Below are 19,207 nucleotides of genomic sequence, written 5' to 3'. Positions count from 1 at the left end.
AGGGCATAGCAATTCTGTCTTTAGTGTCGTGTTCAGCCCGGATGGCAAAACGATTGCCACTGGTAGTTGTGACAACACTGTAAAACTATGGAATCTAAACGGGCAGGATCTCCAGACTTTTAAGGGGCATAGCAATTCTGTCACAAGTGTCGTGTTCAGCCCGGATGGCAAGACCATTGCCACTGGTAGTGAGGACAACACAGTCAAACTATGGAATCTGGATTTGGATGACTTACTAATACGTGGTTGTGCTTGGATTTCTGACTATCTGAAATACAACCCCAATGTTAACAAAGATGACAGTCACCTCTGCGATGATATTCCTAACGCCCCAAAATTTCCAACTGTGCAGCAGCGCGGCGTTTCCTCTCCTCTGGGCGACGGCAGCCCCTTTGGGGAAGTCAAAAGTGAAGGTAACAAGTCAAAAGTCAACACGACCTTTACCACACCGGATTTTAATTTCCCCATCATCATTAAAATCTGACATATTAAGCTGAACCACCTCAGCCGGTCGCAGTCCAGCACCCGGCAGGATAGCGATTAATGCAGCGTCACGGAAACCCGCAGGAGTGCGATCGCTTCATGTGCCACTACCCAAAGGGCGATCGCCAAAACAAACCTGCATCACTACAAGCTAAGTACAGCATTTCATTAATTCGTAAGGTTTTTAAACGCAGAGGAGCGCGCTCGGTAAACGCAAAGGTACACAGAGTCTTCGTTCAAGTTTTCGCTATGAACTTATGGAATCATGTACTAAGTCCAGTACAGAATTTTTGCATTGGGAAAGCGCCGTCCGATTTCACCCTCAAAAAAGCGCTTCATAGTCTTCATCGTGTCATTATCATAGACATACTTTGTGCCGCCAAACTTATTTCGCTTGACACTGCGTTTGTCTTCGTCCATGTCTAGTTTTGAATGAGGATACCACGTTTGCAACACCTCTTTTGACCCAGGTGTAAAGCGGTGCGAAATGAGTTCAAAAGTCAGGTCACAATCAAAATCTAGTGCTTCGCTAATCTGGTCAAATAAACAACCATAATGCATCTCCCAATCATCTATATGCATAATAGGTGCAATGACCAAACCTACCGGATACCCGCCACCACCTCGTTCTGGTGGGAGCGCTAACCGTCGCAATGCCATCAGCCGTGATGGTACGGACGCTGTACCACCTTCAAAGCGACCGGAAACAGGTGCAGCATTCACACTTATCCGGCAGCGTGTATGACCATTGTGCGGCAAATTGAGTAGCTCATCCACAGCATCGAACTTCGACACCCATCGTAGATGCGCGTCATCACGAGTGCCAAAGTAGCGGATACATTCAGCAAGGCTTCCTGTCAAATGCTCGATGCCTAAAGGGTCAGTATAACAGCTAACTTCATAACTTGTTGCTTTCCCTGGTTTCTCGTAAGCTGCCAAATTCTCTAATATTTGCGGCAAATTGGCAAACACGCGAATGACTGGCGGACCTTGCAAGCTACCTGCTAAGTAGCAATATTGACAGTGCGCTGGACAGCCTTCCGCAAGATGAAATTGCCAATCAGCCGATGGTGGGATGGGGCTGAGTTTAAAGGAACTGGGCGGAGCTGTCACAACTGCAAGGGTGCGTTTGGCAATATCATAAGTATCGCGTTCAGATTCTCCGCGCAAACCTGTCAGGCGATTTCGCGGTAACTCTTGTATAGGTAAGTTCAGAGACTGTACGCGTGCTAATATTTGCTGTCCCCACGGTTCAGCGATCGCAGCTGGTGTGAACAACACCTGCTCTGGCATCCATAATTTTGGTTGTCGCAAAGGTGTGTTTGGTGTCAGAAGATTGTCTGCAATCATTTATCTTGCTAATTCTTCCTAAGAAATGTAGGTATCAAGGCTCAACAGCAGAAAGACACACTTGTGCCAAATATTAAATTTCCGTTATGGCGGTTCTCAATTAAATGCATTCCTAATTATCTTGTGGGATGAGTGTCTCGCCCGTCCTTGATTGCAGGACAAGCAAGTAAAAAATCATGTGTGTAGAGACGCGCCATGGCGCGTCTCTACATTGTGTTCGTGATAAGGGTTCTGGTGTTATCTGAACCGTATTGTCATATAACTCTATTTTAAAGCCCTGAAAAACGGGTTGGTACCTATAAATAGAGCGGGTTATACCCAACTAAAAGTAGTAATTTTCTACTGAAATTATTGCTAATACCATTTCACGTTAATCGCGATACATTTAAATTGTGTAAAGACGCGCCATGGCGCGTCTCTACACTACCGATTTGTATCATCCTTCTCAAGTTTTGTCACGAGCAAAATTACGCGGGTATGTCAGTTTCCAGCTTTGTGGATCTTTTAATTGGTTGTACATACCTTGGAGAATTAACCTGAAAGCGGTTCGAGTTCTAATGTAGTCTCTTATTAAATGCGTACCTGGCTCAGCAAAAATCCCATCAACTTCTTGTAACGTGCCAAATGGCTTTTCACAGTAGCTGCCAGCACCTTTTACTGTTAAGACAAAAAATGGGGATTCCTTGTATTTATCTGGAACCATAAAGATTCCATAAACATGATGTTCACCACGCCACGGCTGAACAACTACCTTGGTAGCATACACATCGTATTTTCCAAATTTTGGTCTAAGAACTACTTTTGTGTTACAAACAGAATCATCTACAGGAAACCATAAATAAACTGTTGTCAAGCTACTCAGTAGCAGAAGCAATAAAAAAATATAGTTTTTTTTATACCACATAAATTTAAAGAATTCGTAATTCGTCATTACTAACTTAATAACGAATTACGAATTATTGCATAATGACTTGACTACAACAGCCCAACCATGTGTAGCAGACCGTGACCTGTAATCAGTTCGATAATCAATGCTATGAAACCAAGCATAGCAATACGACCATTCCAAACTTCTGCACTACTGGTCAGACCCCACTCCCAACGCTCTGGCGGGTAGATTTTGACCTTTTTCTTCATTTGGCTGACTTGGGAGAGTTTTAAACTGGGTGATTTTAACGCATCAATCACCAAATCAGCCAATGCCTTAATAAATACCGGATGAGTATTGAGAGCAGGTACGCGGCGGAAGTTGTGAATTCCCGCTTGTTCTGCGACTTCCCGATACTCAATGTCAATTTCTTGCAGTGTCTCAATATGTTCTGAGACAAAACTGATAGGCACAACGACCAAATCTTTGACGCCTTTTTCCGCTAGTTCTGGGATAGCATCCTCTGTGTAAGGTTGTAGCCATTCTACTGGACCCACGCGACTTTGGTAAGCTAAAATATGAGGATTCGGTCGATTAAGGGTTTGCATAATCAAATAAGTGCATTCCTCAATCTCTTGCTGATAGGGGTCGCCTGCTTCTTCAACATAGCTCTTGGGAACGCCGTGAGCGCTGAAGAAGACATGAACCTCGTTGGGATTGGGACACTGGTCTAGTTCCTGGGCTATCAGATCCGCCATTGCTTGGAGATAGCCTGGTTGTTTGTACCAGGAATCAATGACAGTGTAATCAATAACCTGAAGTTTTGGGTTTTCTTGCCAAAGTCTTTCTAAAAGACGGAAGCTAGAACCACTGGTACTGATGGAAAACTGGGGATACAGCGGTAATATCACAAGACGTTCAATGTTGTCTTGGGTTATTTTGGCGATCGCTTCTTCGGTGTAAGGATGCCAGTAACGCATTCCAACGTAGATATTAGCTTCTTGCCCCAAGGCACCCAGCTGTTCTCTCAACGCTTCTCCTTGAGCTTCGGTAATGCGTCGCAACGGCGAACCGCCCCCTATTTGCTTGTAGTTCTCTTGGGATTTACTGGTGCGCCTTGAGGCAATAAACCAAGCTAAGGGTTTTTGCAACCAACGAAAGGGTAGGCGAATAATTTCTGGATCGGAAAACAGGTTGAACAGAAAGGGTCCGACGTCCTCTAATTTGTCGGGACCACCGAGATTGAGTAATAAGACGCCTACGCGACCCATAGCAGTTACAATCCCCGCAATTTTTCAGGTTTTTTACTAATGTTAACAATATATCTTGAATAAATATCCAAAATTAACGACAAGGAAACAGGCTGTAGCTATAATTTTAAGGCATTGGAGTTACCGCTACCAGTGCCTGTATGATGGCATATCGCGTCTGGCGGCTCTGGGTGTGGGTGGTGAAGGGCGTTTGAGGCAATTGGCAATGCTTGGCTTAACAATTCATGCAGACAGCAAAGTTCTAAATTTATGTTGTATTAGTGGTCAAGCAACGCAATTTTTTATAAAATTTTCACAAAATGTAACAGGGGTAGATGCCTCGACCTTATCCCTGAAACGGGCGCAGCAAAATGTTCCTCAAGCGGAGTACGTGGAAGCTTTCGCGAAAGCTCTGCTTTATCATAACTTTACCTGAACTTTCCAGACTTTATCTATATTGATAGCCATGAGTTGCTTACAGAGAATAAGAGCAATTGACCCTCGCTGAGTCCTTATGAGTGCATAAGTCAATTTCACCGACATCTATCAAAGATGTAGTGGAAGAAGTTTAGAGAAATTTGTCTAAACTCTAAAATTTTATTCCTTTTTGTCCAAAATCCAATCTAGTAAAGCAAAATTTTGACTCATGATTATCAACATATTTGATGTGGTCAATTCTTATCGAGATATCAGTCCTGACTTACTTGCAGCAACTTTAACACCAAACGAACAACTATCATCCAATTTCCAAACTTTTGTAAGAGCAAATACAGGACGTAGTCATTTTAGTGATATGTATGTGTTTGGTGACAGCCTTTGTGATATCGGTAATGCCTTCGATACCACGCAAAAGCTATTAGGAGAGGGGCGTCCACCTTCACCACCCTACTTTCAAGGACGCTTTTGCAATGGTCCAGTATGGGTAGAATACCTCGCAACATTACTAGGATTAACTTCTAGGAGGAATACTAACTTTGCCATTGGTGGTGCAAATACAGGTAGCGATAATACCTTCATTCCTAATAATCCACTAGGTCTACCAGGATTGCAGCAGCAAATTAACAGTTTTATTGGAGACTTAAAGGCAGTCAATAGGCTTGCTGACTGCGAGGCACTTTATATAATATGGGCGGGAGCTAATGATTACTTAGGCGGTGGCTTGACTCAACCTGCCATACCCATTAAAAATCTATCAGATGCTGTTACATCGTTGGCTGCTGTTGGCGCTAAACATATCATGGTGCTTAACTTGCCAGACTTAGGAGAACTACCTGCTACACGCAAGAATAGTCAACAATCCGCCCTCCTCAATGCGTTAACTCGGGAGCATAACGTTGGTTTAGCCAAATCACTTAGCTCTCTAAGTCTAGGTTCTGATGTAAATATCATTCTTTTCGATGTTCATTCACTATTTAATCAAGTCCTCACCAATCCAACAAAATTCGGTTTTACGAATGTGACTGACTCTCAACTTGACCAGTTAGAACATCTTCAAAATTACACTGATAAGTTCTTATTCTGGGACGTTATACATCCCACGACAACTAGTCATATGATATTTGCAAAATTTGCCTTTTCGTTGCTTGCGCCCATAGTTCAAGCAAGGCTATCTAATGACCAGTATAATTTGTCAAATCTTTAGTCAAATCTTTAACAGTAGAGGCAGTACAGATGGGTGGGTATTTCATAAATGCATTACGTCCTGAATTTCCGTTTCATACAGCAAAATTGTTGTCTCCGGACCTACCCTACCCGATTCTGGTGGCGGTCCCATTTCCATCTCAACGGCATAAGCCCACATACCTGAATCTATTTGGCAATTCAAAATTTTTCCCATACCGCCAATAAAGGAAACATGCTGATTTTTGCTAAACATAGGTTGTTTTGTCTTCATTTCAAGCATCTTTGTACACCTGTATTTTTTTTGATGAGTTATTCGTGACCCAATGCTGTCGTTAGTTCACGTAGCAGCAAAATGACAATTTTAGATTATGGTGCATGACAGCAAGCGTAACGCACTATAATTTAAAGAGCTAGAAAGTTAGTTGTTGCTAATTTGCTTGAGATAATTAGGTAATTTAAAATCATTTACTGTTTTGAAATTGCAATAATATTTTAGCGAAGACATAACGTTTCGACCTATGATTTCATTTATGGAGATTTGAGGTTTTATGCAGGATTAGAGCCAAGCAATAATCACTACAAAAATCTTAGTTGTATTTCGATAATATTTCCCCTCTACACTCCTCATGCCTGCCAAGAGACTTAAACTGCACACATCCCAAAGGCTGATTTTGGATTGAGTGTGTATTGATAAACACAAATTAGTACAAATAATTCATGTGTACTCTTCCTAACGCTATTTAAATACTTGCAGCGCCCGTTATCTCTACTTCTTTAGGTTTAACAGCCAATATCGTGTAGCTTGGGGGGAACGCAGATGTACCACTTGCAGATGGGTATATTCAGGTTTCTTCAACAAGACAGGATACTCTTTTCGCCGCCTGTGGTAAGTCTCAAGCGCCCACAAAATAATCGAATCTCCGGTGAACTACCTACACCGCCGCAAGCGGTCGGTGTAGGCTTCTGGCGCTCCTAAAAACTGCCAAAACTTCCTTAGAGGTACTATTAGTAGTAGAGTTACTACAGGATTCCCTTTACGGCGTTTTATCGTTGGGAAGAGACCGCGATCTACGCGCTTTATATTGATGGATGCATGATCGCTAACGTAAGCGATATAACGGCAAAACGCAGCGGCGGCAGATAACCTTGAACTCAGCACAAGCAACTCTCATCGTCCGCTGCATTTGAATTGTTAGACTTTGTTGCAAAAAATACATTCACGAAGGGGAAATACTACATTTAGTTTATCTGTAGCACAGCTCGAAATCCATCTCTGTCACTGTAATATTCACAAGCATATACCTCTGGATCTTTTGTTGGCAAAATAACTCTTCCACACTCTACTGCAATTGATACAGGAACTGCTGGCAAAATATAAATTTTACAATTTTTCCCATGTCTTGCCTGAATTTCATTAAGTAATTTACGATACTCATAGCTGAAGATTTCAAGCTGTCTTTTTGATTTTAAGAAGTGTGGTGATGGTTCAGAAATAGTTATTTGATAAATGTTGCAATCACTCGAAACTAAATTTTCGTATTTATCACGTTCAATAGCATCGCTGATTGCCAATTTTAGGAAGATAATTTCACTTTCACCTTCTTGCTCACAAGAAATAGAATAAGACAGCTCAACAGCAGTTTCCTCTTGCCAAGACCATGTTTTACTTGTATTGTCAATATTCCTATGAGATTGGTAAATATCTGTTGGGACAGTATCGCCTATGCACCGTCCCAAATACATCAACAAAGGCATAGGTGATATCCCAAACAGAGAAATATGTTTAATCTTGGTATCGTCAATGCCTTCGTCCAAATATCTTAAAACTCTACGCCTAATCTTCGTTTCAGCGAATATCTTCCATTGCTCTGGTGCCCCCTTTCGATCAAAATCTTTTTCTTCTATCTTTATTCCTTTGTGGTCTGTTGGAAATTTTGGAAACATTGCATTTCTGATTGCTTCAATGTTTATAGGAACAGTTCGATCACCGATATTTACAGAAAAGACTAATACTGTAGATCTATGTATATCTTCTGGATAGCTTGTTTGTATTTCTATTCTACTTTCGTGTTCTTGTTTCCAAGCACGCAATAACTCAGTCGGGTATTTTTCTGGGTGGTCATCTATTTCTTTATGACAACGCTGACATAAAAGCATCAGATTGTCAAAATATACTTGTAATTCTTCTGATTGGTTTGTTCCTCGCGGACCATCTTTACTTGAACCAATAATATGTGCGACTTCTGCAAAATTACCTTCACTTAAGGTTAAGCCATTGTACCAAACAGGTACATTACATCCTTTAAATTCGCAACGCCCTGCGGATTTTACCCAGAGTTGTAATTTCGTTGCTTCAGGTATACTTTTCCTTATTACCATAACTCATGACGTTGGGAAGTCATTACCAAACACTTTTTGCAACTTGATACATGCATTTGAGTGAAGAGGTTCATTGGATGCAATAAGCAAGATATCTCTTAAAGCAATTATTTTTGTTTTCACTAATAGCATTTGACTATCGCTCATCTTCTCAAAAAGATTGTTATAAGGTTGAACTGGAAGTTTTACGCTTATTTGATTATTCCAAGTAAACATACCAATTATTGCACTTACAACATTTTGCAATGCTCTCAGATCGTTATATTGATATGCATAGGAATTAGTATAGGGATTGTACACATAATCTTTCTGCGGCACAAAAAGGTTATAGCAACAAGCGGTTAAAGCTATTCCTGTTGGACGTCCTGCTACCGTTGAAGAAAAGTTGTAATCTTTCCATCTTTTCAAATATCTTATAATTCTGCGAAACTGCTCTCTATCAGAACCATCAGTAATCTTTGACTTCAGAAGCTCTTTAAGGCGAAAAGGTTCGGATACTTCCCAAATCTTTTTATCTTCAGATGATCCTATAAAGCCTTTTGCTATATGGTGTACTTCATTTCCTAAGTAATCTCTATCTGTAGAATAAATAGCCAAATCAACATGAAACCATTTAGCTCCGTTGTAATGGTACTGAACTCTTACACAAGGTCTTTTAATTTCTACTGTTCTTGAACCTGTATTGAGAGCGTCATAAACCCATCCTTTAACTTGGACTGGCTTGTAAGTATTTTTTGGAAAATTAAAAATAATGCCTACATCAATATCGTAATCTTCTCCTAGGAGAGGCTCAACCCCTGTTGCTAAGTCATAACTTCCTTGGTTAAAGGACTTAAATGTAGGTGTATTTGGGGGGAACAATTTTCTCAAGCCATCCCTTAAGTTACCAACGATTAAGTCTCTTTTATCGCGTAATGGCTGGTTGTCATCAAAATCGACTTTGATGGTGTTGTGAAAATTATTGAATTGAGTTTGTAGATTTGCCATGCCTTCAGTGACAGAAATTACAATAGCTGATTAAAACGAAATGAAGTATTCACCTTGAGAAGTCTAATAATTTATTGTACAGAGTTTTACTGTAGATCCTTCCATTTGGGATGAATGAACGAATCTCTTGCTGTAGATGCGTTAATTTTGGATGGATCTACAGCAAAGCTGCTGTGTATCTCCCTGAATCAAAGGGGATCTACAGCAAAAGCAGTTAAACCTGATAGGCTTCAGGTAAAGATCGCATCATTCACCGATTGAGCGGCACTACCGAAACGCTCCGTTAAGCTTTGATTAAAGAAATGCCTGGTAGTTTGAGAAAAGACTTACTCTGTCCGCTACATTAATCCTCTCCAAAACAGGACTTCCTTGGCAAAAAAGGCGGGTAAATCTTTCAACAAGTACGAGTAATTGAGAATCACCGCCTATGCATGCCCCCACCACAGATATCTGTGGGATCTTAAGGAGTACTCGTGGGGGAAGGAAGTCCTGTTTTGTCATGGTTTCACCCAACCCGTGTCTTTAGACCGGGGAGTGTCAAGAAGACCAAGGCTCACGAAAGCTGGGATAAAGCGTCAATCCACCATCAATAAACAGGGTTTGTCCGGTAATATAAGCAGCTTCATCTGAGCAAAGAAATGCCACAGATGCTGCCATTTCTTCTGAGGTTCCAGCACGACCCATAGGAATATTACTCTCAACTTCTGCCTTTGCCTCAGGGTCGTTAATCCATGATTTGTTAATTGGTGTAATAGTCGCTCCTGGCGCAATTGCATTCACGCGAATGTTATTGGATGCGTATTCCAAAGCCAAGGAACGCGTTAGGTTTTCCATCCCTCCTTTGCTCACGGAATACCCAACATATTTCGGTTTGGGAATGATTTCGTGAACGCTGGAAATGTTAAGAATTACACCACCAACCCTACGAGAAAGAAAATGTTTAAGCGTTTCACGGGCGCAGATATACGCACCTCTAAGATTTACGGCAACAACTCGGTCAAAGTCTTCAATTTTCATTTCATGAGCTGCCCCCTCAATTTGAATGCCAGCATTATTGATTAAAATATCAAGCCTGCCAAACTTTTCCACAACAGCAGCCACCATTTTGACGACATCTTCTTCTTGGGAGACATCAGCTTGGACTAGAAGACTTTCAACACCACAACCTCGAATCTCACCGCAGGCATTTTCTACCATTTCCTCAGTTTCTTTGGCATCTTCAGGATTTTTGCGGTAGTTAATGGCAACATTTGCACCTTCTTGAGCAAATCGAACTGCAATTGCTTGCCCAATTCCTGAACTAGCACCCGTTACCAACACATTTTTGCCTTTCAAACCTTTCATCGCGATTGAACCTCCTGAATCAGTTATGTAATGGGGAATTGGTAGAAGTTAGCTAATGAGGAGTAGTTATCATACTCATCATTATCGACTAATAAGTAGTGACTCATAATTGAGAACTTCATTGCAAATTAGCTGAAGGATTCTCAGGAACGACCCAATAGTAGATGGTGTGTTGACGAGCCGAACCCTGTACCCGCTCTACACGCTCAGGTTTCCACTCCCCCATATCAAAATCGTGGGAAATAATCCGCGTACCGGGTTTGAGTTCCTGCAACAGCTTTGGTCGCAGCTGCAAATTGACACTAGGTAACAGATAGAGCGTTACCACCGTTGCTTGACTCAAATCAGTTTGGAAAAGGTCTTGTTGTAAAAAAGTCACGCGGTCAGTCACTCCTGCCTTTTGAGAGTTTTCTCGACTTCGCTGAACTAACTCGGGATTAATCTCTATACCAGTAGCACGACTCGCACCGTATTTCTGCACAGCAGTAATCGGAATCCGCCCATCACCGCTACCAAGGTCATAAAGCACATCGTTACTTGACACATTTGCCAGTTGCAGCATTCGGTCAACGACTTTTTCAGGTGTCGGAACGTAAGGTACATTAGCCTGACGTTCTTGAGGTTGTGCAGTGGTGGTTGGTACTTGGGCTTCTGCTTCTGCTTCAAAATTGCGTTGTTGAGTGCAACCTGTAAACATCAAGCTAGTAACACTCACACTTACAACTAATAATCCAAGCATTCGATGTAACTGCATATAAGCTCTTTAAATTTCGAGTTACTGAAATTTTGTTTATGATTGCCGATGATTAGCCAGAAATAACAGCGGTACACCAGCTAACACCACTGCTACTCCCGCAAGCGCACCGACTCCAGTATATGCAAGGCTGGAGTAAAGCAAATAACCGCTTATAAGGCAAAAGAGTATCGGTGTTAGGGGGTAGAAAGGTACGCGAAAGGGTCGGAATACATGGGGTTCGCGCACACGTAACATGAGCAGCGACACGCCGCTGAGTAAGAAAAAGAACCAAAACACAGGGGCGGTGTAATCCACCATCGTTTCAAAACCTTTGCGCGTCAAAGTCCCCAATAACACCAAAAAAAGCGTTATGGCGCTCTGTACCAGCATTGCTTTTGTTGGTGTACTGGAGCGATTTCTCCAGTCTCCCATAAAAGAAAACAACGCAAAATCTTGCCCAAGTGCATAGTTGCTACGAGCGCCCGTAAAAATCGTGGCGTTGATTCCACCCAAGGTAGCAACTGCAACCAATAAGCTGATAAACACAGCACCAGGTTCACCAAAGGCGCGGCGCATCAAAGAAGTTGCGACAGCTTCTTGTTGTGCCATTCCTGATAGTCCTAATCCGGCGATATAAGCTATGTTGATCAACAAGTATATTGCTGTAATAATGCCAATACTCCACAGGAGCGATCGCACCATATTGCGTCTGGTGTTTTGTAACTCTGCGGAAATGTAAGCCGCTTCATTCCAACCGCCGTAAGACAGCAATACAAAAACCATCGCCAAACCGAAATTTCCTTGGGATGTCGGTGCAGCAGACACTACAGGTGGTGGAGTGAAAACTAAACCAGCAATAATAACTAACACTAAGCCGAGTATTGTGGCAACTGTTAGCCATTTTTGGGTGGATTTACCTTGTTGGATACCGATGATATTGACAACGGTAAAAATAACGATGACACCAGCAGCGTAAATAGATGGGGAATAATCACCAAGTCGCCACAACTGTGAGATATAGTCCCCGAACATAAACGCCAAAAGAGCAATAGAACCAGTTTGAATCACCGTCATTCGCGCCCAAGCAAATAGGAACGCCCAATTTTTGCCAAAAGCACGCATGAGGTAATGATAATTACCACCAACATGGGGATATGCTGTCGCTAGTTCGGCGTAACACAAAGCGCCAATCAACGACATTGCACCACCCAATAACCAAACAAACAGCGCCATCGTGGGACTTTCCACATTAGCGGCGACTAGGGATGGTGTCTCGAAAATACCAGCACCGATAACAACGCCAACGATAAGGGCGATCGCGTCTTTTAAGGAAAGCCTCCCTTGCGGCGCGACTTTGCTTGCAACCACAGTATTTGGTAAAGGATAATTTGTGCGTTTGCTCACTTCGGTACCATCCCAGTTGGATAAAAATTTCCTGGCATATTGACTGAAAGTGTTGCAGGCGAAGGGATTAATAGCTTCCTACCAAGGTGGTAGACTTTAAGCGAGCGAATTCATTTCATACTGAAATTTAGACTTTTCTAGCGGCGCTTATATAAGCCGAATAGAGGACCAAGAATTGCCCCGAAGACGAAGCCTCCTGCGTGCGCCCAGTAGGCAATCCCGCCACTTTCCATACCAACGTTGGTACGAGCCTGTAAGCTAGCGATACTATAGAAAGCTTGCTGGACAAACCAAAACCCAAGAAAGAAAAATGCGGGAAGTCGGACTGTAGTCAAGAAACATCCCAAGGGAATTAAGGTCAGAACTTCGGCTTTTGGGAAACGGAGAATGTATGCACCTAAAACTCCTGCGATTGCGCCACTAGCACCCAAGGAAGGAATCGTAGAATTCTGTGAGAAGAACCACTGGGTCAATGCTGCCAAAACACCGCATGTTAGATAGAAAATGAGATATTTCACATGACCTAAGCGGTCTTCAATGTTGTTACCAAAAATCCACAGAAAAAGCATATTCCCTGCCAAGTGCAAAAAACCACCATGCAGAAATTGAGACGTAATTAAAGTCATCCATTCTGGTATTAGTGAATTTTCGCTTGCTATGGGACAGGTGGTTGAAAGTTGGCACGGTACTAAGGCTGCAATGCGGAAAAACTCTTGCAATTGTTGCGGTGTTAGACTCAGTTGATAAAGAAAAACAACGATATTAGCAATAATTATCCCGTATGTCACAAATGGGGTAATTGTTGTAGGGTTGTTATCTCGCAGGGGAACCACGGTTGTTTTTCCTCATAATGACCATTCTTTGAATCTTTACTTTGAATTTTTAGAAGTTGTAGCCGACTCCCACTAACACCCCAACATCAGTTTCATCAATAAAACTGACATTCACCCCACCGGTTGCTGTAATCTGTGGAGATAAAGGAACATCTACACCACCAGAAATTAATGCGCCAACAGTGCTATCTCTGCCCGTAGAAACTGCCACACCGCCGCCAATATAAGGCGCTATATTCAGTTGGGTGACTTCCAAATTTTCTTGGGGAAAATCTACAGTCAGTGGAATCAGAAAGACTGTGTTATCGCCAATGACAGCAGCCGGACGTGCAGACAAGTTTCGTGTAAGTCCGATTTTGCTAATGACAGTAAATGCACCTTCACTTAAAGTCGTATTGCCAGTCAAACCAATATTACCACCAACACCAATATAACTAGGACCAGAGCGAGTGGTTCTCCCAGGAGAAACAACTTGAGCAACCTGTGTTGATTCTGTCTGAGGTGTAGTTGCTGTGGATGTTTGTTCTATTTGAGATGTTGGTGCAGTTAGCAAAGCAGATGCAGAAGTCAAAGTCGTGCCAGGAGTTTCACTGCTGTTTTCTTGCTTTTGTACTACATTATCAGAATTATCAGAACTAATAGTAGTATTAGTAGTATTTTCTGCACGAACTGGCATCATACCAACCAAAGTCACAGATGTAAGAGCTAGTAAAGTAGAAGTGTGTCGCCAAAAAATATTGTTCATGTCTGTTTTTTCTTGTTCATTCTGTTGTCTCTAGTTTGGATAAGAAATGTGATTAGAAAGTGACCAAAAAAGACAGGAACAAGAGTTAACAAGAATAAAAATACTGAAATTTTAAATATCTTATTTGATAATTTACAAAGTTAGAGTTAATGTACGGATCAATAAAAACATCTAGTTCTCCCTAAAGTTGTAAAATAAGTCTTGCTACCGATAGATAAATAAAAACACCTAAAACATCAACCGCAGTGGTAATAAACGGAGCTGACATCAAGGCTGGATCTAGACCGAGACGACGAAACAAAAAAGGTAGGGCAGAACCTGACACCGAGGCTAAAATAGAAATTGCAAATAGGCTAATTCCCACGGAAAGTGCCACTCCCCAATTGCCTTGGAGAAAGTAAGCCCATACCGTCACTACTGTGCCTAACATTAACCCCAGAATTGCCCCAGCACTCGCCTCGCGTCCAATCACGCCTACTACCCTTTTGGAGCGAATTTCCTGAGTACTTAGTCCCCGAATGACAACCGTTGAAGATTGCGCTCCAACATTACCACCTGTGTCAATTAACAATGGAATAAAGAAAGTCAAGGCAACAACTTGCTCTAAAACCGCCTCTTGATTTTGAATCACCACAGCGGTAGCCGTATTAGTCACCAGCAGCAGCAGCAGCCAAACAACACGTTTACGAGCAACAACAACTAGGTTTGTTTGGAAATAATTGTCGCCACCAGACTGAACACCACCTAGAGTGTAAATGTCTTTTGTTGCTTCTTGCTGTAAAACATCAATGACATCATCAACAGTCACAATACCAACTAAATGCTGCTCGGTATCTACCACAGGTAGGGCAACAAAGTCATAGTGCTGAATGATTTGTGCCACTTCTTCTTGATCGGTGTCGGTGTGGACAAATACCACTTCCCGCGTCATGATTTCACTCACCGTTTGCTCTGGCTGTGCAATGACTAAATCTCGTAGGGAAAGAATTCCTGTCAGACGGCGGTGACCATCAGTAACATACAAGTAGTAGATAATTTCCGTGGCGTTTGCTAAACTGCGAATTCGCTCCAAGGCTTGGGCAATTGTCATACTTTCCTTAAGCGAAATATATTCTGGGGTCATCAGCCGCCCAGCGGTACCCACTTTATAACCCAAAAGTAAGGCAGTTGCTTCGCGTTCCTCAGGACTGAGTTGTTGAAGCAGCCGCCGGACAACTTTAGCGGGTAACTCCTCAAAGAGTCGCGCTCGGTCATCCGGCGACATTTGATCTACAATGTCGAGGACATCTTGATGCTTAAATTCTGTAATTAAGGACTGTTGTACACTGGGGTCGAGATATTCATAAACTTCAATCGCCTCCTGCTTGGAAAGTAAGCGGAAAGCGATCGCCTGCATCGCTTCTGGTAACCCCTCAATTGCTTGGGCAATATCCGCAGGTTGTACAGGTACAAGTAAGGCTTTTGCTCCCTGCAAGTTTTCTTGTTGCAGCAGTGCTTGTAGTTGCCATCGCACTAACTCCACAAGTTCTTGTCGGGAATTTGCTCCTCGTGAAGAAGAAAATTGATTCTGGGTCAAGGTAGAGTCCCCCTTAATGCAGACTTACATAAAATTGGTAGACTCATATTTGATGTGCTACAGAAAAATCCCTAACCCCCGCTTATCCCTAGATAGGAGTCTAGGAATATGGGGGTAAGGAAGAATATCAACTGTGACATCAAAAAAGTGAATGAGTCATTCATTTCTCTGATTCACAGTTGCTCCAATCCGCGCTAGTTATCTTCAGTATCGACAATAAATGTGAAGAGAAAATGACAACGACTAAGAAAAAACCAACAATATTAAATAGCATTTCTGGCAAAAAAACCCAGGAATGTAGAAACAAGTGTCAGAACAACTGAAGCGGGAGCAACGCAGGTAGGAAACCAGCAACTATAAAACCAGGAACGAGGAATCCTACCAGCCAAAGCATGAGTGCGTTAACGACAAATAGAAACAAACCTAGCTTGACATACTCACCGTCCTAAAGGACGGTGATTCTTGACACTTCGCTGAGATGTGCTGGCAAGCCAGTCTTACCTTCTCTCCATGTCCGTTTAGAGTCGTGGCAATGCCCTATCCCGACTTTGTTTATATTTTTAGCTGCGTTCTCATCTCTATCCTGCTCAGTTCCGCAATTTAAACACAACACTGAACGGATAGATAAATCGAGCTTACCCCACCTAAAACCGCAATCTGAACAGATTTGGCTAGTTGGTTCCCATCTGTTGATAGTATGAAACGTCCTACCTAGCTTTTCAGACTTTGCCTCACATAGCACTCGAAACTCTCGCCAACCTTGCAAGCTAATTGCTCTAGCAAGCTTACGATTTTTGACCATACCTGATACATTCAAATCCTCCAAAATGATGACTTGATTTTCGCTCACCACTTTGGTAGATAGTTTGTGCAAAAAGTCTTTGCGAGTATCTGCAATTTGGTTGTGTAATTTTGCAATTTGAATGCGAGTTTTATTCCTGCGTTTTGAATCCTTGGGTTGTCGTGCTAGCTTTTTCTGGAGCTTGCGAATTTTTCTATCAAGTTTTGAATAGCCTGGGCTTTCGGCTTTCTCTCCATTGCTCATCACCGCAAAAGTCTTGATTCCCAAGTCAATGCCAATGCTTTGGTTTTTAGCATCAATTTGAACAGGTTCAACTTCTACGACAAAGCTTAGAAAATAACGATTAGCACAATCCTTAATTACTGTAAGCGAACTAGGCGCAGACGGTAATTCCCTAGACCAGATTGGTTTAACGTTGCCAATTTTAGCTAAATAAACCTCGTCCCCTTTAATAGAAAATCCGCCAATTCTGAACCGTGCCGTTTGTTGACTAGTCTTCTTTTTGAACTTAGGAGTACCTACTTTCTTTCCTTTCCGCTTACCTTTAAGCGAATCAAAAAAGTTTTTGTAAGCAACACCCAAATCTGCAACCGATTGTTGCAAGGGAATATTTGAGACATCAGATAACCATTTCCGCTCATTCGTCTTTTTTGCTTGAGTAATTACTAACTTTTGCAAGTCGTTATTACTTGGCAATTTTTCTGACTGTTTACAGATAGCAAGGGCATCGTTCCAAACCACACAGACACAGCCAAACAACTGAGCTAAACTCACCTGCTGTTGGTCGGATGGATAAAAACGATAGCGATATCTTGCTTTTACAATCTGTCTCACTTGAATTAATATATTTATGATAACATAAATGGGTAGCTGATGGGTAGATGAAATGGAGCGGGAAAGATTAAGTTTACGAATCTCTAAATCTAGAATTGAAAAACTGAGGCGAATCGCCGAACAAAGAGAAAAGACTATGACCCATCTTGTAGAAGATTGGATTGACAAGCTTAAAGAAGAAAAGCCGCTCCTTTAGGACGGGGCTTGTATCCCATTATTTCCGGTCACAAGGGTGAGGGGAAGCGTCAAAATGAACAAAACAGGTCGAACAAATGCATTGACTAACCCTAAAATCAATGCTGCAATTGCGGCTGTGCCAAAAGTATCAAACGTAAAGCCTGGTACAATATAAGCTGTCAGCAATAGTGATAGAGCTGCAACTAGCCGGCGTCAGTAAGAAGTTTACTATCAACATGGTTCAAATCTCGTCACTGGTTAGAGTTTGATAGCGAGTTGCAATGAGAGCGATAGTAAATGAAGCTGATGGGAAAGTGCTACCCATAAGGCTAGACATCCGTAGGGCGTCTACACACAAAAGCCCTATCGCCCCATCAGTTCCAACACGTATGGGTTTTCAACCCACAACACACAACATATAGTTAGAGGTCACAAGGAGTGATAACCTTTTTCTCTAGCTATCTTCAGTATTGCCAAGAAATGTGAGCAGAAAATGACAGCGACAATTGCTGCGGCTACTTGAGTGGTAGAACAATTTGAAAAGTTGACCCTTCCCCAACTGCACTTTTGACGCTAATCTCACCGCCGTGTGCTTGAATGATTTGTTGGGCGATCGCCAACCCCAAACCAAACCCACCAGTTTTACGGGAACGCTTCTTATCGACTCGGTAAAATCTCTCAAAAATATGAGGCAAATCAGTTTCAGGAATCCCAATCCCATTGTCTACCACTTGAATGACAGCCTCACGTGACTGGGTGAAAAGCCGTAACAACACTTTCCCGTCTGCGTTCGTATATTTGCAGGCGTTGCTAACCAAATTAACCACTGCTTGACACAGCAAGTCTAGTTCGGCTTGCACTTTCACATTGTCAGGGGGCAATTCGCAAGTTAAAGTGATATGTTGTGCATCTGCTTGTGTTACATAGTTGTCTGCTAACTGAATAAGCAAGTTGTTCAAATCAACTGCTTGCAACGATTGCGGAGGTAATCGTCCTTCATGACGCGCCAGAAACAGCAGATTATTGATAAGGAAACTCATCGACTTGGCAATATCAACGATTTTCTCGTAGCGCTGACGTTGTTGGGCGGGATTGCTAGATGTAGATAGTAAGCCATATTGGGCATTGCTGATAACTGCTGCTAGAGGCGATCGCAATTCATGAGAAGCATCAGCTGTAAAGCGTTGTAGCTGTTCGTAAGTCTGACGAATCGGTTGCATTGCTAGTCCCCCCAAGAACCAACCAGCCAAACCTATTATCCCTAAGGTCACTGGCACTGTCACAAGCAAAACCAGCCGTAACTGAGCCAGATCATTTTGAGTGGATGTCAGCGGCATTGCAACCTCAAGATAACCGATTAACAGATTATCTTGGTAGACCGGCAGCGTTAACTGACGAAGCCAGATAACAGTGGGCATTGCCCTCGAGGAGTGAAGCGCGGTTTTGATAGTATGAAATCCAGGGGTCATTGTCAAGTGCGCTCTTGGAGTCGTACCAAAAAATTGCACCAGTTGCCCTTTGGTATCGTACCAACGCGCATGTACAAGTTCACTACCCAGTGGTGGCAAATTACTTCCTAAGAGCGGCACATTTTCTAGGTCTAACTGTCCCTGACGCAGATCATACTTCGCGTTGACTGCCATCACTCTGGATTTTTGGTAGAGTAAGCGATCTAAATCCTCTAGCTCGTCTAAGACTTTCTGGTAGTAAAGTACTCCGGCAAAAACGACCAAAATACTCCCCATCGTTAGGGTAAACCATAAAGCTAGATTGCTACGACTACGATTAAACATAACTAGAGACCAGAAGCTAGTAT

At 42.4% G+C, this 19,207-nt stretch carries 19 protein-coding genes and 1 pseudogene; 4 read left to right on the top strand and 16 right to left on the bottom strand.

The window, feature by feature from the left end; all coding sequences use genetic code 11:
• Positions 1-484 (top strand): WD40 repeat domain-containing protein (locus V5G28_RS12405; RefSeq protein ID WP_442994253.1); only part of this gene is annotated, 484 nt, incomplete at its 5' end.
• Positions 485-753: 269 nt separating this feature from the next.
• Here V5G28_RS12405 and V5G28_RS12400 read toward each other — a convergent pair.
• The 3 genes from V5G28_RS12400 to hemH form a co-directional block, all read right to left on the bottom strand.
• Positions 754-1,833 (bottom strand): spore photoproduct lyase family protein, encoded by a 1,080-nt coding sequence (locus V5G28_RS12400; protein WP_332997680.1) that lies wholly within the window; start codon positions 1,831-1,833, stop codon positions 754-756.
• 445 nt (positions 1,834-2,278) lie between these two features.
• On the bottom strand, positions 2,279-2,764 hold the full coding sequence (locus V5G28_RS12395; RefSeq protein WP_332997678.1) for a hypothetical protein: 486 nt from the start codon (positions 2,762-2,764) through the stop codon (positions 2,279-2,281).
• Between the two features lie 44 nt (positions 2,765-2,808).
• Entirely contained in the window at positions 2,809-3,972 is a 1,164-nt protein-coding gene (gene hemH / locus V5G28_RS12390) for a ferrochelatase (protein WP_332997676.1), read from the bottom strand.
• Between the two features lie 55 nt (positions 3,973-4,027).
• Between hemH and V5G28_RS12385 the strand changes: the two are divergent.
• Positions 4,028-4,366: pseudogene (locus V5G28_RS12385) on the top strand (hypothetical protein); the annotation flags it as partial.
• A 231-nt stretch (positions 4,367-4,597) separates the two neighbouring features.
• Complete coding sequence (locus tag V5G28_RS12380; protein ID WP_332997674.1) at positions 4,598-5,593, top strand: SGNH/GDSL hydrolase family protein; 996 nt, start codon at positions 4,598-4,600, stop codon at positions 5,591-5,593.
• Positions 5,594-5,635: 42 nt separating this feature from the next.
• Here V5G28_RS12380 and V5G28_RS12375 read toward each other — a convergent pair whose 3' ends face one another.
• The 3 genes from V5G28_RS12375 to V5G28_RS12365 form a co-directional block, all read right to left on the bottom strand.
• Complete coding sequence (locus V5G28_RS12375) at positions 5,636-5,845, bottom strand: hypothetical protein (protein WP_096570536.1); 210 nt, start codon at positions 5,843-5,845, stop codon at positions 5,636-5,638.
• A 968-nt stretch (positions 5,846-6,813) separates the two neighbouring features.
• Positions 6,814-7,953 carry an SAVED domain-containing protein gene (locus V5G28_RS12370; protein ID WP_332997669.1) on the bottom strand — a complete coding sequence of 380 codons (1,140 nt, stop codon included), beginning with the start codon at positions 7,951-7,953 and terminating at the stop codon, positions 6,814-6,816.
• Between the two features lie 3 nt (positions 7,954-7,956).
• On the bottom strand, positions 7,957-8,940 hold the full coding sequence (locus V5G28_RS12365) for a nucleotidyltransferase domain-containing protein (RefSeq protein WP_332997667.1): 984 nt from the start codon (positions 8,938-8,940) through the stop codon (positions 7,957-7,959).
• 114 nt (positions 8,941-9,054) lie between these two features.
• Between V5G28_RS12365 and V5G28_RS12360 the strand changes: the two genes are divergently transcribed.
• Positions 9,055-9,201 carry a hypothetical protein gene (locus V5G28_RS12360; RefSeq protein ID WP_332997665.1) on the top strand — a complete coding sequence of 49 codons (147 nt, stop codon included), beginning with the start codon at positions 9,055-9,057 and terminating at the stop codon, positions 9,199-9,201.
• A 276-nt stretch (positions 9,202-9,477) separates the two neighbouring features.
• Here V5G28_RS12360 and V5G28_RS12355 read toward each other — a convergent pair whose 3' ends face one another.
• The 10 genes from V5G28_RS12355 to V5G28_RS12310 form a co-directional block, all read right to left on the bottom strand.
• A complete protein-coding gene (locus V5G28_RS12355) occupies positions 9,478-10,284 on the bottom strand; it encodes a glucose 1-dehydrogenase (RefSeq protein WP_332997663.1) in 807 nt (268 codons plus the stop codon).
• Positions 10,285-10,402: 118 nt separating this feature from the next.
• Complete coding sequence (locus tag V5G28_RS12350) at positions 10,403-11,038, bottom strand: SAM-dependent methyltransferase (RefSeq protein ID WP_332997661.1); 636 nt, start codon at positions 11,036-11,038, stop codon at positions 10,403-10,405.
• Positions 11,039-11,074: 36 nt separating this feature from the next.
• Complete coding sequence (locus V5G28_RS12345) at positions 11,075-12,424, bottom strand: APC family permease (protein WP_332997660.1); 1,350 nt, start codon at positions 12,422-12,424, stop codon at positions 11,075-11,077.
• A gap of 137 nt (positions 12,425-12,561) precedes the next feature.
• Positions 12,562-13,257 (bottom strand): rhomboid family intramembrane serine protease, encoded by a 696-nt coding sequence (locus tag V5G28_RS12340; protein ID WP_332997657.1) that lies wholly within the window; start codon positions 13,255-13,257, stop codon positions 12,562-12,564.
• 49 nt (positions 13,258-13,306) lie between these two features.
• The gene (locus V5G28_RS12335; protein ID WP_332997655.1) at positions 13,307-14,002 is read right to left on the bottom strand and encodes a hypothetical protein; all 696 of its coding nucleotides are present in this window, start codon (positions 14,000-14,002) and stop codon (positions 13,307-13,309) included.
• Between the two features lie 181 nt (positions 14,003-14,183).
• Positions 14,184-15,578: a magnesium transporter gene (gene mgtE, locus V5G28_RS12330; protein ID WP_332997653.1), complete on the bottom strand. Its 1,395-nt coding sequence runs from the start codon at positions 15,576-15,578 to the stop codon at positions 14,184-14,186.
• 310 nt (positions 15,579-15,888) lie between these two features.
• Positions 15,889-15,972: a hypothetical protein gene (locus V5G28_RS12325; protein ID WP_332997703.1), complete on the bottom strand. Its 84-nt coding sequence runs from the start codon at positions 15,970-15,972 to the stop codon at positions 15,889-15,891.
• 51 nt (positions 15,973-16,023) lie between these two features.
• A complete protein-coding gene (locus V5G28_RS12320; protein WP_332997650.1) occupies positions 16,024-17,214 on the bottom strand; it encodes an RNA-guided endonuclease InsQ/TnpB family protein in 1,191 nt (396 codons plus the stop codon).
• Between the two features lie 192 nt (positions 17,215-17,406).
• Positions 17,407-17,577 carry a phage holin family protein gene (locus V5G28_RS12315; protein ID WP_332997648.1) on the bottom strand — a complete coding sequence of 57 codons (171 nt, stop codon included), beginning with the start codon at positions 17,575-17,577 and terminating at the stop codon, positions 17,407-17,409.
• Positions 17,578-17,906: 329 nt separating this feature from the next.
• On the bottom strand, positions 17,907-19,184 hold the full coding sequence (locus tag V5G28_RS12310; protein WP_332997645.1) for a sensor histidine kinase: 1,278 nt from the start codon (positions 19,182-19,184) through the stop codon (positions 17,907-17,909).
• Between the last annotated feature and the right edge of the window lie 23 nt (positions 19,185-19,207).

The sequence above is a fragment of the Scytonema sp. PRP1 genome, assembly GCF_036697665.2.
Lineage (GTDB): Bacteria > Cyanobacteriota > Cyanobacteriia > Cyanobacteriales > Nostocaceae > Kalymmatonema > Kalymmatonema gypsitolerans.
The sequence above is the reverse complement of the archived record's forward strand: the minus strand, read 5'-3'. Positions and strand labels throughout refer to the sequence as shown.